The 13,492-nt window shown below is 41.9% G+C and carries 24 protein-coding genes; 7 read left to right on the forward strand and 17 right to left on the reverse strand.

Features of this window, described 5'->3' with window-relative positions; genetic code table 11:
• Positions 1-10 precede the first annotated feature (10 nt).
• From RMY63_RS39545 to RMY63_RS39565, 5 genes are all read right to left on the reverse strand, one after another.
• The gene (locus tag RMY63_RS39545) at positions 11-286 is read right to left on the reverse strand and encodes a hypothetical protein (protein WP_322733897.1); all 276 of its coding nucleotides are present in this window, start codon (positions 284-286) and stop codon (positions 11-13) included.
• Positions 286-696 (reverse strand): hypothetical protein, encoded by a 411-nt coding sequence (locus RMY63_RS39550; protein ID WP_322733898.1) that lies wholly within the window; start codon positions 694-696, stop codon positions 286-288. The genes RMY63_RS39545 and RMY63_RS39550 overlap by 1 nt, the downstream gene beginning before the upstream one ends.
• A 313-nt stretch (positions 697-1,009) precedes the next feature.
• The gene (locus tag RMY63_RS39555) at positions 1,010-1,282 is read right to left on the reverse strand and encodes a hypothetical protein (RefSeq protein ID WP_322733899.1); all 273 of its coding nucleotides are present in this window, start codon (positions 1,280-1,282) and stop codon (positions 1,010-1,012) included.
• A 14-nt stretch (positions 1,283-1,296) separates the two neighbouring features.
• On the reverse strand, positions 1,297-1,872 hold the full coding sequence (locus RMY63_RS39560; protein WP_322728793.1) for a hypothetical protein: 576 nt from the start codon (positions 1,870-1,872) through the stop codon (positions 1,297-1,299).
• A gap of 3 nt (positions 1,873-1,875) precedes the next feature.
• The gene (locus RMY63_RS39565) at positions 1,876-2,178 is read right to left on the reverse strand and encodes a hypothetical protein (protein ID WP_094346789.1); all 303 of its coding nucleotides are present in this window, start codon (positions 2,176-2,178) and stop codon (positions 1,876-1,878) included.
• A 595-nt stretch (positions 2,179-2,773) separates the two neighbouring features.
• On the opposite strand from RMY63_RS39565, the gene RMY63_RS39570 reads away from it, so the two are divergent.
• Genes RMY63_RS39570 through RMY63_RS39580 form a run of 3 tightly spaced genes read left to right on the forward strand, consistent with a single transcriptional unit; the run spans position 2,774 to position 3,778 of the window.
• Positions 2,774-3,043, forward strand: a complete 270-nt coding sequence (locus RMY63_RS39570) for a hypothetical protein (RefSeq protein ID WP_322733900.1) — start codon at positions 2,774-2,776, stop codon at positions 3,041-3,043.
• A 31-nt stretch (positions 3,044-3,074) separates the two neighbouring features.
• Positions 3,075-3,407 carry a DUF5674 family protein gene (locus RMY63_RS39575; protein WP_322733901.1) on the forward strand — a complete coding sequence of 111 codons (333 nt, stop codon included), beginning with the start codon at positions 3,075-3,077 and terminating at the stop codon, positions 3,405-3,407.
• The gene (locus RMY63_RS39580) at positions 3,404-3,778 is read left to right on the forward strand and encodes a hypothetical protein (protein WP_322733902.1); all 375 of its coding nucleotides are present in this window, start codon (positions 3,404-3,406) and stop codon (positions 3,776-3,778) included. The genes RMY63_RS39575 and RMY63_RS39580 overlap by 4 nt, the downstream gene beginning before the upstream one ends.
• On the opposite strand, the gene RMY63_RS39585 is transcribed toward RMY63_RS39580, so the two are convergent.
• From RMY63_RS39585 to RMY63_RS39635, 11 genes are all read right to left on the reverse strand, one after another.
• Complete coding sequence (locus RMY63_RS39585) at positions 3,767-4,057, reverse strand: hypothetical protein (protein WP_322733903.1); 291 nt, start codon at positions 4,055-4,057, stop codon at positions 3,767-3,769. The genes RMY63_RS39580 and RMY63_RS39585 overlap by 12 nt on opposite strands.
• An 11-nt stretch (positions 4,058-4,068) precedes the next feature.
• Complete coding sequence (locus RMY63_RS39590; RefSeq protein ID WP_322733904.1) at positions 4,069-4,446, reverse strand: hypothetical protein; 378 nt, start codon at positions 4,444-4,446, stop codon at positions 4,069-4,071.
• Positions 4,443-4,592 (reverse strand): hypothetical protein, encoded by a 150-nt coding sequence (locus RMY63_RS39595; protein ID WP_322733905.1) that lies wholly within the window; start codon positions 4,590-4,592, stop codon positions 4,443-4,445. The genes RMY63_RS39590 and RMY63_RS39595 overlap by 4 nt, the downstream gene beginning before the upstream one ends.
• A 238-nt stretch (positions 4,593-4,830) precedes the next feature.
• On the reverse strand, positions 4,831-5,121 hold the full coding sequence (locus RMY63_RS39600) for a hypothetical protein (protein WP_322733906.1): 291 nt from the start codon (positions 5,119-5,121) through the stop codon (positions 4,831-4,833).
• A complete protein-coding gene (locus RMY63_RS39605; RefSeq protein WP_322733907.1) occupies positions 5,099-5,434 on the reverse strand; it encodes a hypothetical protein in 336 nt (111 codons plus the stop codon). The genes RMY63_RS39600 and RMY63_RS39605 overlap by 23 nt, the downstream gene beginning before the upstream one ends.
• Positions 5,435-5,454: 20 nt before the next feature.
• The gene (locus RMY63_RS39610; protein ID WP_322733908.1) at positions 5,455-6,222 is read right to left on the reverse strand and encodes an ERF family protein; all 768 of its coding nucleotides are present in this window, start codon (positions 6,220-6,222) and stop codon (positions 5,455-5,457) included.
• Positions 6,223-6,236: 14 nt separating this feature from the next.
• Positions 6,237-6,497, reverse strand: a complete 261-nt coding sequence (locus tag RMY63_RS39615; protein ID WP_322733909.1) for a hypothetical protein — start codon at positions 6,495-6,497, stop codon at positions 6,237-6,239.
• A gap of 28 nt (positions 6,498-6,525) precedes the next feature.
• Positions 6,526-6,744: a hypothetical protein gene (locus RMY63_RS39620; RefSeq protein WP_322733910.1), complete on the reverse strand. Its 219-nt coding sequence runs from the start codon at positions 6,742-6,744 to the stop codon at positions 6,526-6,528.
• A gap of 6 nt (positions 6,745-6,750) precedes the next feature.
• Positions 6,751-6,966, reverse strand: coding sequence for a hypothetical protein (locus RMY63_RS39625; RefSeq protein ID WP_322733911.1), 216 nt, complete (start codon positions 6,964-6,966; stop codon positions 6,751-6,753).
• A 98-nt stretch (positions 6,967-7,064) separates the two neighbouring features.
• The gene (locus RMY63_RS39630) at positions 7,065-7,757 is read right to left on the reverse strand and encodes a hypothetical protein (RefSeq protein ID WP_322733912.1); all 693 of its coding nucleotides are present in this window, start codon (positions 7,755-7,757) and stop codon (positions 7,065-7,067) included.
• Positions 7,758-7,767: 10 nt separating this feature from the next.
• The gene (locus tag RMY63_RS39635) at positions 7,768-8,334 is read right to left on the reverse strand and encodes a hypothetical protein (protein ID WP_322733913.1); all 567 of its coding nucleotides are present in this window, start codon (positions 8,332-8,334) and stop codon (positions 7,768-7,770) included.
• A 1-nt stretch (position 8,335) separates the two neighbouring features.
• On the opposite strand from RMY63_RS39635, the gene RMY63_RS39640 reads away from it, so the two are divergent.
• Positions 8,336-8,506 carry a hypothetical protein gene (locus tag RMY63_RS39640; RefSeq protein WP_322733914.1) on the forward strand — a complete coding sequence of 57 codons (171 nt, stop codon included), beginning with the start codon at positions 8,336-8,338 and terminating at the stop codon, positions 8,504-8,506.
• 43 nt (positions 8,507-8,549) lie between these two features.
• On the opposite strand, the gene iscB is transcribed toward RMY63_RS39640, so the two are convergent.
• Positions 8,550-9,884 carry an RNA-guided endonuclease IscB gene (iscB, locus tag RMY63_RS39645; RefSeq protein ID WP_322733915.1) on the reverse strand — a complete coding sequence of 445 codons (1,335 nt, stop codon included), beginning with the start codon at positions 9,882-9,884 and terminating at the stop codon, positions 8,550-8,552.
• Between the two features lie 954 nt (positions 9,885-10,838).
• Between iscB and RMY63_RS39650 the strand changes: the two genes are divergently transcribed.
• The 3 genes from RMY63_RS39650 to RMY63_RS39660 all read left to right on the forward strand — a co-directional run.
• The gene (locus tag RMY63_RS39650) at positions 10,839-11,168 is read left to right on the forward strand and encodes a helix-turn-helix transcriptional regulator (RefSeq protein ID WP_322733916.1); all 330 of its coding nucleotides are present in this window, start codon (positions 10,839-10,841) and stop codon (positions 11,166-11,168) included.
• A 67-nt stretch (positions 11,169-11,235) separates the two neighbouring features.
• Positions 11,236-11,949 (forward strand): hypothetical protein, encoded by a 714-nt coding sequence (locus tag RMY63_RS39655; RefSeq protein ID WP_322733917.1) that lies wholly within the window; start codon positions 11,236-11,238, stop codon positions 11,947-11,949.
• A 139-nt stretch (positions 11,950-12,088) separates the two neighbouring features.
• A partial coding sequence (locus tag RMY63_RS39660) for a helix-turn-helix domain-containing protein (protein ID WP_322733918.1) occupies positions 12,089-13,492 on the forward strand: 1,404 nt, incomplete at its 3' end.

Genomic DNA, 13,492 nt, shown 5'->3' on the forward strand with positions numbered 1-13,492 from the left:
CGCTTCATATCTAGCAGGCTTTTTGCCTTTTTCTAACCGTCGAACTCACGTTAATCATGGAACCGCCGATAAATAAAATCCCTCCAACTAACGCACGACCCGCACCTCCATTAGCAACAAACTGATTGACTATAGCGGCTGCTGCTCTAACAGGTAAGCCGACAATCATCACAACAGCCTTGGCACAAAAATCAATAATTTCACCAAGCGATCGCTTCTTACCTTTAGGTTTACTATCGCTGTTGCCAGTACTATTAGTTTCCGCACTTGATGAACTATTAGCCATTACTTCCTCCTTACTGGTTTGATATTTTGAACAGTTTTACAAATGCCTTTAGCTTTATGCTTCCACTTCCAAATTCCTTCTTCAATCCGCCCAATACACCTACCCGTCGCGTCAAAAACATCAATAATCTCGTCATCTTGATAAAGGGTTGTGTCTGGCCTGGGATTGCGTTTAGTGTTGTCAATGTAATTAGTAATTCTCAACTTGCGACTTGTGGGCATCACTCCTGCCTCATATAAGGCATCACTGGTTTTTGCCCGTTCTTCTATGCGCGAACGTTCTAATTCTTCTGAAGCTTTTAGCCGTTGAAGCTCTGCATAAGCCCCCAATTTGGGTACTAAAGGGATAATTACAGGCAACATACAGATGCCAACACCAGCCAAAGCTAAGTACAGTTGTTTCTTATACATGAGACTACTGTGCTATAGCGCGTTCTTAGTACAAATTTTTGTTTCATGGTGTTTCACGAGTCTGAAACATTGATGAAACCGTTGAAACAGTTTCGTGAAACAGTGCTGTGAAACAGTTGAATGAAACACTACCCTTCATAACGGCTTTCGAGCAAGGAATTGTCTGGTGTTTCATGTTTCAAGTTTGATGTTTCACGCGGGGGAATGCTGTTTCACGGTGTTTCACGAGTCTGAAACACTGATGAAACCGTTGAAACTGTTTCATGAAACAGTTGTGTGAAACAGTTTTATGAAACACTCCCGCCCATCACTGTTACTTTAATGCTCGTCTCAGAAATGTCAATCCTGCACCAACAAGTAATGCCAAGGGAATGAATATCCCGCTACCAATTAATCCAGTAGCGACAACGCTACTAACGATATATGCACTACCACCTAAAGCGCCAATAACTGAAGTAGCAAACAATCCCGTACTGAGAATATCCATGTCCTGATTTTTCTTTTGATGAGTTAATAGCTCTTGAAGTAATCGGATTTCGGCAACAGTGGCAACAGTTTCATTTTGGATTTGTAACAATGCCGCCACTGTTTTATAAGCTTCTAAAATCGGATCTGTGTCCCCATCGAACTGACTCTCTCCCGCAACAAATTGAGTCGCGCTTTGAGTTGTTCCTTTTTTCTGATCGACTCCCCCAGTCTTGTTGAGGCTTCTTCTGCCAAATTAATCAAACTCTGATCTATCTCGGTAATCTGGTTATCGACTTCCAACATGGATTGTTCAGCAAAGGCATCCAACACCGTCCCTTTGGCTCCAATCAAGGATTCCATGAACAACAAAGCTCCTGTGACACCAGTTGATGCACCCAAAATCTTAGATTGCTCATTTTGAACAGCTATAGCACCAGAAATAGTCTCTTTATCAGCCGCAGTCAACTTGTATGAGGCTTGTTGAATTGCCTCATCAGCTTTGGTGATTGTAGCTTCGGGTATATCTGCTATAGGTGATTGTTGAGGCTGTAATCTCTCACTATTGGTAATATCTTGAAATCTAGCTAAAATCTCCTCTGGAACTAGTGAATCGACCGTCCATTTTTGCTCTGGATATTGACGGCGCAGCTCATCAACTACTTTTCCTGGGACTCTGTTGAGAGCTTGTGCAAATTCTTTAACGATCATGATTTAGGCTCCTAAAAACTTTTCGGGGTGATTTTTTAATTCAATTGCCACCTTCTTCAAAGAACCTTTGGCTAAAACGTAACTTCTAATTCTTTGAAGCACAGGTAAATGCCAGTTTGTCAACTTCGCTCGTCCGTTTAGCCCTCCATTATCTTCGTCCCGAAAATCTTCAAATTCTGGCAAGTATAAAGAAGCTAAGTCTAGATACTTTTGGAACTGTCTAATTCCAACTGATGGCTCCAATTTCTTGGCTGCCTCCTCTCGTGTTAACAATTGTTCAACTACACAGCTTCCCTGAATTAGCAATGGTTTCGGCTCCTAGAGTTCCGATTGAGTTCCGACTGAGTTCCGGTTGAGTTCCGATTGAATTCCGGTACTGCTAATACTAATAATAAAAAAACCACCTACTGGTGGGGAGGGTTTTTCTAATGGCTTAGTGTTTGGGAAACACTAACTTCTTAATAAGTAATTATGAATCGCTCCAAAATGGTTAAGTATATACGGCTTTGGTTCGACAAATCTGGAGCTACTTTCATCAGCTAACCAGTTCTTTAGTGCCTCGACTGAGTAACCTGACAAACGACTCATTTGGTAAGTCGAGAAATTATGAACTCTTTTAAATTCTTTAGGATGTATTGGCTTAATACCAATATTTTTCATACTACGATCGCTCCTACTATTTGTGAAGCTATTGTGTGAGTAGTCCATTCTTAACAAAGTCGCAAGTCGTAAGTCGCAAGTGAAGAACTCTCAAACGGTTGGGTCTAAATCTCCGTTACAAAACTTACTTGCGACTTGCGACTTGTCACTTGCGACTTGAGTTTAACGTACCATACCGCAAAAAGGTTTGCAAACATAACGCAAACTGCCGTACTATCTTTATATTATTTCTCTGTTATGTATGCCGAAATCAGGATTTAAAACAATCACAGTACCGGACTGGATTGTTGATGAAATTAAGAGACAGCCTGACTATAAGGGGAATCAAGCTGCCACTTTGGGGGCGCTCGTTAGGGATGGTGTTGCGGCTCGTGGCGGAGAATTGGAAAACCCAGCAATATTCCTTGCACAAGTACTGAATCACTTACCTAATTGGGAGCGGCGCGAATCCTGGGAGTTGGCGCTGACTATTTTGGGTTGGTTGCAAGAAACAGAGCACCCTTCTAGTTAGCTTTGATGATATTACAGAGGTTTTCGGTTGTATGATTTTGCTTTTACGCGAACGCGCTACCCCGGAACAACTTGAACTTTTGCAGCAAGAACACAAGTTCTACATCAAAACCGCAGTCGATATCGAACGTCGGGTACTAGTTGGTGGTGGTGATTTGCATTATGACTGCGAACAAGCTCTTTTGGGTGATGGTAGTCGGCAAGAAACTATCTGGGCGGCAAGCTTTATGCCTGTAACTCAAAAGATGATTTTTGAATCAATTGTCAATCTTCGTCCCCCGCAAAATAGATCAATGGAGATATTGGACTCTAATATTAGAGAAAGGGTTGCTCAAATCATTATCGAATTCCTGGGAAATTTATGATCGAATTGACACCGAGACAACAAATTTTTATACAAGATGATGTGCCTACCCGTTTGCATCATCTAGCTGCACACCTTGAGCAAATTGAATTTTTGTGGACTGGGGTATCATCTCAGGAATTGATGCTGACTCTGGTCAAAGAAAGTCGATACTTTATCGAGTGGACTGTACCAGATATGGTGAAAGCAGACGACATTGATAGAGCAGCAGAGTTAGTTGACTTAGGTCGTTTGTTGACTCGATGGCTGTTTAATTGGGAGAATATTTGGTCGGATGCCGAACAAAAGCAATCTGCATCTCTTGAAACTTCATATTGGTTACGTCGGGTTTTGGAAATATCTGGTACTGAACCGGAATCACTAAGTGCGTGATCTCTTTGAATTCTTCCGTTGTCTAACCAACACCGAACGTAAGTACTGCCGACAAGCTGCTTCTCCCCTATAAATCAGAATTCGCAGCGCCTCTACTTCCTGGATCGGAGAAATACAAATCTCAGCGATGGCCGGAATTAAATTCTGTTGCTTCTGCACGTAATCTTGATGCTGCTGCTCTAACACAGCAATCTTGGAGTTTAGTTGTTGTATCTGCCGTAATGCTTGGGTTAGAGACGATTCTTTCTTTTGAGAGCGATTGTCCAAAGTCAATGTCATTTTGTTACTCCTTATTTATTTAAATAGTGAAAGCTTTGCCAATCAGGGCATTTATCACCTTGCCAGCCTTTGGGATGGACAGCGCAATTGAGAAGCACGCCGTTGTAGACAACCCCGTGGAAATGCTTGCAACCTCGGCAGGGAGTGGGAACAGGTCTGGGTTTTAGTGATTCTTCAAATTGCGCTGCCTCAATCCGACTACCGATGAACATGGTCAATCCAGTTGCCATCATGCTAAAGCTGAAAATCAGCCTCGCTGTGCTTGCAGGTATTGTTATATTGAAGTAATTGGTTTTCTTTTGTCCAAAAACCGTGACACAGCCACTCAAAATAGTGAAAAATGCGAAAACTCCAATGGTAGATTTAAGAATCAATTGCTTTGTGTTCATCTCTGCTTTTTAGGTGGTTCGTGCTTCAATAACAGAGCGCCGAAGTCGTAAATCGTCACTGTTGGTTCTGGTTCAGGTTTTGGTTTCGACTCTATCACGAGTTCAGGATTGCCCAAACCAATTGCATTTTTAATCTCCTGTTCCATGTCTAGGTTCTCCCTGTTGATTAACTTGCTCCACCTGATCAATTGCATCTACTATTTCTCCCAAAACATTGAACGCATCATTTAGCACAACATCATTTGATGTAGAAAAATGCTCTGACGATTGAAGCCTGCGATAATCTTTACTGCTTCCAACTATTTGCAACGTATATTGACAACCCTGCAATATAGTCCGAATCTCTGATGTACCTTAATCTGATTTCCATCGTTGTTTCCTTCCCTAAAATTTATCCCGTTGAACACTAAAACTTGCTCCAACCAAGGCAGTACCCAAAAAAACTGAAAAACTAACCAGCATGGCTCTCAAGCAGATGTTTTTCTGCTGCTGCCAGTGGTGAGATGAAAGTGCAATCTCTATTCCCCAGTACCCCATCGCTCCCACAAGAAAAAATCCAGTCAAGAATAACGATGCGCGAGCAGTAGCCTCAAGAGTGCGGTCGATGAAAATCCTGGGGTTGAATCTCTTCCGAGTCCGGCGGCGAACTAATCTAGTTTGACTGCTTGAAGACATGAATGATTGTTGAGTTATCAAGGCTCTTTTCATGATTTTTTATTTCCAAAACAACAACATCAACTAAAACAATATTTATCTTTAACCTATCTGCTATTAAAACATTGACTCTTTGCAAAGCATTTAAGTATTTGAAATAGCCTTGCTCACCCATTTGCTTAATAGTTTTAGCTGCCGATGCATTCTGATATTTGGAGTGGAATGCATTTCTAAGGTGCAGTAGTCTTTTTAAATCACTCATCTGCTGATAGCGTTGGCAATTGGCAGTCTCTAAATATTCTTCTTTTAATGCTAAATCAGCCATTTCTCCCATAACTACCTCCTAGTTTAAAATTAGTGATGTACGCTAAGTTCAGGTATTTGTGCAAGTGCCCCTTCCATCCACGCTTGAATCGCTGACATCTCAGGAACCCCTCTTAATACAGCATCGACGACGTGTTTCTGATAGGAGTTAGCAGCATAACTAGAATGTCCAAACTTATCACCTGCCCAAGCCAAGCACATATTCTTCACTAGTTCATCTATCTTGTCAGATTCAAGTTCACTGGGACTTGTAACATTCTGAAAATGCAGCCACTCTTTTACTAAATCGAGTGGATAATTTAAAAGTGTGCGAACTTCTTTGACTCGCAAATCTTTTGGGTCAATTGGCGGATTGACTACAGGAGACTTCGACTTAACTGAACCTTCTTGTTTCCGGTATTTAATATTGTTCTGTGGTTCAATCTTTTTAAAAGCTGCACCCTCACTATCATCATCCTCATCCGCCGTAACTGATAAAATTGCACAGACCGCATATCGACGTGCATAGGTTAAAGCTGCACCGAATTTTTGTGAATCACTAATTTCAGGTAAAGGATAATTACTGGTAATGTTTTCGCCCGATTCATGATAGAGATGAGTCCGCAGTACGGTTTTACTTTCACAAAGTTCAGTAGTTTGAATAATGACTAATCCATGTTTACCCAATGCAGGGGTGACAGCAACTAAAACTGCATCTAGCGTTGCATACTTTTTCTTGAAGTGAGGATTAGTACCGTCTTTTTGAATGGAATTAAACTCTGCCTTTGCCTTGATTAAAGCTTTGATTAGTTCTTGCATCGTCAGGCTCCTGTTTACCAGTAACTTTCATTCAAATCACCAGACACTTTTTTGCTAGATTTAGCCTTATTTATCTGAAACTCTGAGGCTTTTAACACAGGCATTGCCGCTTGTTTTACTGAAGCTTTGGCTTGATGATAGAGGAATTGGGTTATTCCGTCAGCGTCTTCCCCATCTTCTACTTGCGCCCAGAGAGAACAACCCAGTTCTAGAGATTCATAGTCGCCTAGATTAAATTTTCTGGAGTAGCTAACAGAGACAGTTGTAAATTTCATTTTGTTTGGCTTTACTAAATTTTGGTTGTTAATTATCTTGGCTAGTATCAACCCTTTCAATGCTGAATATCTGACATAAATCACTAGCTTTTACACCAACAATTCCTGGTTCAATTTCGGTAGATAATTCCTCAATCATTGAATGAAAACCAGGGTCTTTATCATTTATTTCTACTTCAATCAAACCTGCATCATTTGATATAATAGTTGCCCAACTTGGGCTTTGCTTGAGGAATACTGGTTGCATAGAGTTTCATGATTTTGATTCCTGATTAAACTTGATTTCAACAAATTCTTCTACGCACCCCATTGCCTCGCTCAAATAATGCAGCACATCTCCCAAGTGAGTTGCTGCCTCTGGATCAATCTTCTTATCTGCAATCAACAAAAGCCAGTTTTCATCTTGGGCTATTGCTTGAATTTTCTGGTAGCACGAGTTGAATTCTTTCAGTATTTCTATGGGTGACATTGTTATATTCAATGAATTGTGGTGTTCTATTTGGATAAACTAATAATTTAGTTTTGCTCCTCGCCATACAGGTGGGTCTATCCTGCCCACCCGTTTCCTTACGCTGCAACCAAATCGCTAGTTTCTAGCACGTATCTCTTTAACCTTTCCCACTCCTCACTTGTGAGCGAATCAAATTCCTTATCTAGCAACTCTTCTTCCGTGGGCGGTTCTTCTTTAGTCGCTGTAAAGTAGCCTGTCATTGTCATAAATTCATCCAACCCGACTGCTGCATCAACCGGCTCGGCATATCGAATCTTATCTACAGCATTCGACCAGTGGGTGATGTGTTGAAATATCACTCCCAGCATTGAATCATCTGTGTAGACTCGATAAGTTCTGGGGCAAGCTCCATTCACGTATACGAGTTTGTAGCCAGAAATCTCTTGCACCTCTGCATTGGGGTCGGTTGGAGGTAGGAGTATTTTCTCTGGGGATTCATCCCAATTGGCTTCTTGAAGAGAAAATGGGCTAATCATATTTGATGTGCCATGATGATTTCGATTGTCTAAATTTCGGTTGAGCGGCGATTGCATAACTCTATGGCTGCGATCGCTTTTCTCACTTGTAGTACTAAGGATTTCTTTCACCTCTGCATTCGCATCTGCTGGAGGTAGCACGAAATTCTCTTGGCAGTCATAGAAACCCAAATCTGAAAGTGTGATGTTACTTGCTGTGCTATGTGCAATGATTATTTGTAATTGCATATAGGTGGCGATTGCAGTTGCTTGGTGTGCAATCGCCTTTCTCACTTTCAGCAACTTATGCCGCTACTGCCGCTCGAACTCCCAACAGCACAATCACATCTTTTGCACTGCCAGCAACCCGATTTACCCCGTACTGTCTTGGTCTGGCATACCAACCTTCTTGATTGCACCCGACGAAGCCGACAAAACGCCCGTCTCGGTAGAGTTTGGTGCTAAACGAGAGCCAATCTATCTCGCCGTGATAAAGACCAAAAACAGTGCAAGCTGTTTCCAGTTCATCGTTCAATCGTTCGTTACGCTCCAGGGGTGTCTCTGGTAGAGTCGCTTTGACTTCTGCAACTCTTGTAGCGAACCAGTTGCGATCAAAGGGTAGTCGTCCGCCATCGAAGAATTGCACCCATACTGTGATTCCGCCTTCTATCCAGATTGTACGCACTGATTCGGGTTGGACTTCGATAATCTCGCCAATGATACGGCGATCTCTGCTGGTGAGAGGGTCTTTGGTTGGTGCTACAGCTTCGGCTTGGGATTCCAGGTGGCTGTAGAGTTCTGCTTGGGCTAGGGCTTGCTCATCAACAGAAAGACTAGGAATTGCTTGCTGTGTATGTGTTATGTAGGTCATAATGGAAATCTCCTTAATCGGGGAAAAGGCGATCGCACTTGTTTGTCAGACCGGGGCGATTGCCTTTGTTATATGTGCAAAGAACGTTGTGGTTCAGCTAGTCCGTCAGAACCGTAGGGCAGTGTGGAATGAATGGCGGGGCAATGACGAAACCATCCCCAACCAGAGTTGACCACCGCTCAATCAGAGAGTGGGGTGGTTGAGAAATTGCCAAACTATGCACGGATACATAGACCGCTTCTCATTCTAATAGACTGAACTTTGTTGACGTTGACAACCTTGTTTGCAACACCGGAGTAATTAGCTAATTTGACACCAGTTCCTAAGTTTTGCATTCCAATAACTCGATAAACCTTCTTTTCAAACAACACATAATCGCTGGGATTGTAACGGTAACGTTGCTTTTTGATACGTCGTTGGCCACAAGAAAGTTTTAAGCCACGATAAACTCTTAAGTTTTCTCCATTCAAGTTTTTATTGCGGGTACGTCTACCAGAGTTTAAGATAGAACCACTGACTTTTTCTCCTGTACGTTTATCAATGTATTTGGCATCATAAAACTGTTCCATTGACCTTTTGTGACGACGAATCTGTTCAATCGTTAAAGGTTCTATTCTTTGCCCAGTCGCCCCACCAGCGATAATGAAAGCATCATTATGGTGGCTTTTTTCGAGCTTTAATTCAACTCGCTTAAAGTCTGTTTCATAGCCGAAAGTTTGCTCTGTGTCCAGTTCTTCGAGTATTCGCTTGTAGATGGTGGACATGAAAGTTTCTGCTTTAAACGACTTAACTTTTGGTTGCCATCCGTGCAAAATCTTCCCTTTTTTGTGATTTGGTGAACTGTGACATTTATCGCAAAGAGTAATCAAGTTGCTTGGTCGATTGCTTCTATCTGGTGGGTTTATCCAGTATCCAATGTGGTGAATTTGAAGAACTTTGTCGGCACTTTTGTTTTTGCAATCAGGGTTTTGACACTTGTAACCGTCTCGATGACGAATATAGTTTGTTAAGTTTCGGAAGCCTTGCTGTTCCCCTTGCTGATATTGTTCCCTCTGAATCTCAGGATTTTTGATTTTCTGAATGTCAAACTTGGCTGTTTCTACCGTTATTTTGGTAACTGGCAGCCTAGATTTAATACGTTCCACAAACCGTAAATGAGTATTTAGCTTGTGCTGAATTGATGGTGCTAACCAACCTTTATCGCGCTTACGATTGTCAAACCGCTTGGCACGATGACGCAATCGGTTACGACGAGTTCTACGATATGTCTGCTTTTCCGTGATGCGCTCTGACATTCCGTTGAGAAGTTCTACTTCTCCACCAATTAATTCTTCTTTCTCGGTGATAGCACTAAAACCGACATATTTATAGCCAGCATCAATCCCTAATGAAATAGGTTGCTTGTAGCCACTGCTGCCATAAATCAATTTAATCGTAAACGGATCTCTTCCTACAATTTTGGCTTTGCCTGATTGTAAAAGAATTCGCGCTTTTCTTGGTATTGTAGGCATTAAAGGTTGCCTGTGTTTGTTGATAACTAATACTTTCATGATTTTTGAACTAGTAAAGAGTTCGTCCCTTACGGGTGGTTTCCTTTGCCAATGTTTTTCCGAGGTTTAAAGCTAGTAACACTTTCCCTCTACCTGTAGAAATGTTTAATCACTAGCCGCATTGTTTGGGACTAGGAAACGGGTTGCTAACCCTATATCCCAAAGTGCCTATACATTCTCGGAAAACGTAGTAATCCTTGCATGATGGATTACTGAGGCTAATGACGTGCTTCTTCTTCAGAAGCCCACACCTCCCCTCTAGGGTAGGTGTGTGGAGTCGTCACCACAACGCTCTCAAAAAGATTTGGCGTAGCCATCAACAGTTATCAGTTCATATTGATTTTTTATCCGATTCGTCAGATTACCCCACTTCTAAAAAGTGGTAGGTAACAGTTAGGGTCAAATTTCCGAGAGAGTTACTGTGATAACTGATAACTGTTTACTGTTCACTGATTTAAAGCTAGTTGCTAAGAGTATTATCAAGACAGCAGACAGCAGCATCAGGGGATGTGTAAGGAAGTGCTGTGTTTGGAAGAGGACACTCTACTAAATTCAGCTTTGCTGTAAGTAAAATCTTTGATTTCTAGACGAATGGCACTAAATAACCAGTTTTTTAAGACTTAGTAGGTCATCGAGATCATCTTCGCTGGCTTGAGCATTACAAGTTTGGCTTCCGGCTGCTAGTCCCGGTGGCACTTGGTTTTGTGATTGATTGAAATTAGTTAAGTTTGGTAATTTGCAAACCCTTTTTGCGTTCGGGTGCAGGCGGTTGCATTTCCTTGCCCTTATATTTATAAATATACGTGAGCCGTATATTTTTGTCAACATCTCACGAACATTTTTAGTAGCACCAGTTATTTTAATAGTAGTCTTATGTATATAATAAAGCTGTAGACGCTAAAAGAAGATTAATCGTTTTTCCACTATGAATATTAGGATTGTGGAGTAATGACGATGGATAAAAGAGTGATTCGCTGGAAGCTGAATGAAATCATGGCCCAAAAAAGAGTCAGAAATAAAGACCTGGCCGAAGGTATCGGCATCACCGAAACTTCTGTTTACAGGTTACGGAAAACTGATACTATGCCTCGGATGTCACCTGAGCGGCTAAACGATATTTGTCAATTTCTTGATTGTCAACCTGGAGACTTACTGATTTATATCCCAGATAACGATGCAGAGATGGCGGAAAAAAATCAACAGAAACTAAGTAAGCGAATCGCTACAACAAAACACCAACTTCCTGAAACTGATGAAGAGGTAACTGAAGATATAGCAGCCTGAAGCGATCGCCCGCCGCCAAGCAACGCGATCGCTTTAATAACTAAACCGCTAAAACAGAGGAATAGTCATGTCTAATTTATCATTTAGCCAGCAATTGGCATTGGCAATTTACCAATCTCAGGAGATATTTCCGGTAGACTTAGATGATGCCTGGATTTGGCTAGGATATTCTACGAAGCAAAAAGCTGAAAAAAAGCTAAAAAGCAATTTTGAAGAAGGTATAGACTTCTTAGCCAAAGGGTTAAAAACCTCTACTGGTGGTCGTCCTAGCCAATTAGTCATGCTATCAGTTGACTGCTTTAAGTCTCTTGGCATGATGGCGGGTACTGAGCAAGGCAAGGTCGTTCGCAAATATTTCTTGGAATGTGAGCGTATCGCTAAAGCTTCAAATATCCCGCAACCAGCAATGACCCAGATTCAAATCCTTGCTGCACTCGCCCAACAGATGGCAGAACAAGAGCAAAGGCTATTGGAACAAGAACGCCGTCAAAACGAAGTACTGGCAAGACTAAAAGCGGTGGAAGTTGAGCAAGATCGGTTTAATAGCCCATGTGGTCACAAGTACAGCGTCATGGGTTTTGCTAAACTTCGAGGACTTGAGATATCACTCTCACAAGCCGGCAGCAAGGGAAAGAAAGCTAGCGCGTTATGCCGCAAGCAGGGGGTAGAAGTAGAACAGATACATGACCCAAGGTTCGGCTATGTGGGTTTATACCCTGAAAGTATTTTAGATCAAGTCTTTTCTAGCAATTCAAAAGATAAAGCGATCGCTCGGCACTAAACAAAGTGCGAAGTAGTTTTTAAAGAACCATATTCACGAATAGTTCAGGGTTCTAAATCGGCGGAGTGTTAAGTCTGCACCGTTAATATTTTCATGCTCAAAACCCAATAAAGGATGAGAACAAGACATAGAGGGGAAAATGAGTAATTCTGTTGTAAGCAATCGCAGTGATTTTGCAATAGTCGTTCCATCGTTTCTAGACGACTATGGGCTTAATCCCCAAGAATATCGTTTATATGGACACATAGTTAGACGGGCTGGAAAAGACGGATGTTTTGAATCAATTCCTAACATGGCAGCAATCTGTTTAATGAATGAAAAGACTGTCAGAAAAACCCTACAAATCTTGATTGCAGCTAGGTTTATCAAAATAGCCCAAGAACGCAAAGGGAAAACCACAATTTATGAAATCACAGATCATTCGCAATGGATGGCATCAAAACATCTAGAAAAAATCAGACAACAAATCACTGGTGGTAAATCAGGTAGTACCAAATTAGGCGGGGGTAGTGGTACCAAATCAGGTAGGGGTGTGGTACCAAATCAGGCAGGGGTAGTGGTACCTGAAATGGTAGGAGTACCCTTACCTGAAATGGTAGACGAAGGAATTACCATTAAGGAATTACCAATTAAGGATTTCCCTTTAAGGGATCTCTCCCTTAATCCCTCTCAAACTGACATCGACTCACAAGAAAGAAAAGAAAAAAGGGAATTTGGATTTCAAGTCAAAGAAGAACCCAATTCAAGTTTCTCCACTTTGTTGCCAAAAAAATCTGAGACTACGCAACCAACAAGTCAGTCTCTCATGAAGGCAAATGTTCCGCCGCCACTGCCCGACCCATTTTTGAAAAATCAACGCAAAAAGCCCAACGATGTGATTTGGGATTGGCTACCAGATGGCCCGTGGCGTAATGAAGAGGGCAAGCTTGATGCAGAATTTCAAACTGCCCTCGCTACTCGGTGGATGAAGGAGTATGGCGGCGACTTGCACGCAAACAAAGCCAAGGTACTGAAACACTTCCGCAATGAACCGACTAACTTAGCGATTGAGTGGGAATGGTATCAATCGACTTTCATTCATCGCGTTGTCAATATCCAAACCCGCAAGCAGAACGGACTAGACACCGCCCAAGATGAGGAACAGATAGCGCTTCAAGCTAGAGCAGCAACACCATTACCTGAATCAGTACGTATAACACAAACACCCACGTTAACCAAAATGGTAGAGCAAGTAGCAGACTATGCCCTGCCTACTCTGATTTCTCAAGAGCCACCCAAAGATGAATTTGGTTGTATTAATCCTGGGGCTTATTTGAATACACCAAAACAGTCAGACAGGGAATTTTGGGCTAACTTTACACCTCATGCTGTGCCAAGTCGCAAAAAATCACTTGTTGCATCCGTTCTAGAAACGGCAAAGCCAGCTATCGAGGCTTTGAAAGTTGAGAAAGTAGAGCAGTTGAATGAAAAGGCTCCTGTGCGGGAAGCCTACGGTGTACACACAAGTATGCCCAGAGCGAGTTTCCAGCCAAAAAAAGTGGAT

It is taken from the genome of Nostoc sp. ChiQUE01b (genome assembly GCF_034531255.1).
Classification (GTDB): domain Bacteria; phylum Cyanobacteriota; class Cyanobacteriia; order Cyanobacteriales; family Nostocaceae; genus Nostoc.

Coding starts and splice junctions, on each gene's coding strand:
- RMY63_RS39545 (WP_322733897.1), bottom strand. CDS start 286: ATGGCTAATAGTTCATCAAGTGCGGAAACTAATAGTACTGGCAACAGC.
- RMY63_RS39550 (WP_322733898.1), bottom strand. CDS start 696: ATGTATAAGAAACAACTGTACTTAGCTTTGGCTGGTGTTGGCATCTGT.
- RMY63_RS39560 (WP_322728793.1), bottom strand. CDS start 1,872: ATGATCGTTAAAGAATTTGCACAAGCTCTCAACAGAGTCCCAGGAAAA.
- RMY63_RS39570 (WP_322733900.1), top strand. CDS start 2,774: ATGCCGAAATCAGGATTTAAAACAATCACAGTACCGGACTGGATTGTT.
- RMY63_RS39575 (WP_322733901.1), top strand. CDS start 3,075: ATGATTTTGCTTTTACGCGAACGCGCTACCCCGGAACAACTTGAACTT.
- RMY63_RS39580 (WP_322733902.1), top strand. CDS start 3,404: ATGATCGAATTGACACCGAGACAACAAATTTTTATACAAGATGATGTG.
- RMY63_RS39585 (WP_322733903.1), bottom strand. CDS start 4,057: ATGACATTGACTTTGGACAATCGCTCTCAAAAGAAAGAATCGTCTCTA.
- RMY63_RS39590 (WP_322733904.1), bottom strand. CDS start 4,446: ATGAACACAAAGCAATTGATTCTTAAATCTACCATTGGAGTTTTCGCA.
- RMY63_RS39595 (WP_322733905.1), bottom strand. CDS start 4,592: ATGGAACAGGAGATTAAAAATGCAATTGGTTTGGGCAATCCTGAACTC.
- RMY63_RS39600 (WP_322733906.1), bottom strand. CDS start 5,121: ATGTCTTCAAGCAGTCAAACTAGATTAGTTCGCCGCCGGACTCGGAAG.
- RMY63_RS39605 (WP_322733907.1), bottom strand. CDS start 5,434: ATGGGAGAAATGGCTGATTTAGCATTAAAAGAAGAATATTTAGAGACT.
- RMY63_RS39610 (WP_322733908.1), bottom strand. CDS start 6,222: ATGCAAGAACTAATCAAAGCTTTAATCAAGGCAAAGGCAGAGTTTAAT.
- RMY63_RS39615 (WP_322733909.1), bottom strand. CDS start 6,497: ATGAAATTTACAACTGTCTCTGTTAGCTACTCCAGAAAATTTAATCTA.
- RMY63_RS39620 (WP_322733910.1), bottom strand. CDS start 6,744: ATGCAACCAGTATTCCTCAAGCAAAGCCCAAGTTGGGCAACTATTATA.
- RMY63_RS39625 (WP_322733911.1), bottom strand. CDS start 6,966: ATGTCACCCATAGAAATACTGAAAGAATTCAACTCGTGCTACCAGAAA.
- RMY63_RS39635 (WP_322733913.1), bottom strand. CDS start 8,334: ATGACCTACATAACACATACACAGCAAGCAATTCCTAGTCTTTCTGTT.
- RMY63_RS39640 (WP_322733914.1), top strand. CDS start 8,336: ATGGAAATCTCCTTAATCGGGGAAAAGGCGATCGCACTTGTTTGTCAG.
- iscB (WP_322733915.1), bottom strand. CDS start 9,884: ATGAAAGTATTAGTTATCAACAAACACAGGCAACCTTTAATGCCTACA.
- RMY63_RS39650 (WP_322733916.1), top strand. CDS start 10,839: ATGGATAAAAGAGTGATTCGCTGGAAGCTGAATGAAATCATGGCCCAA.
- RMY63_RS39655 (WP_322733917.1), top strand. CDS start 11,236: ATGTCTAATTTATCATTTAGCCAGCAATTGGCATTGGCAATTTACCAA.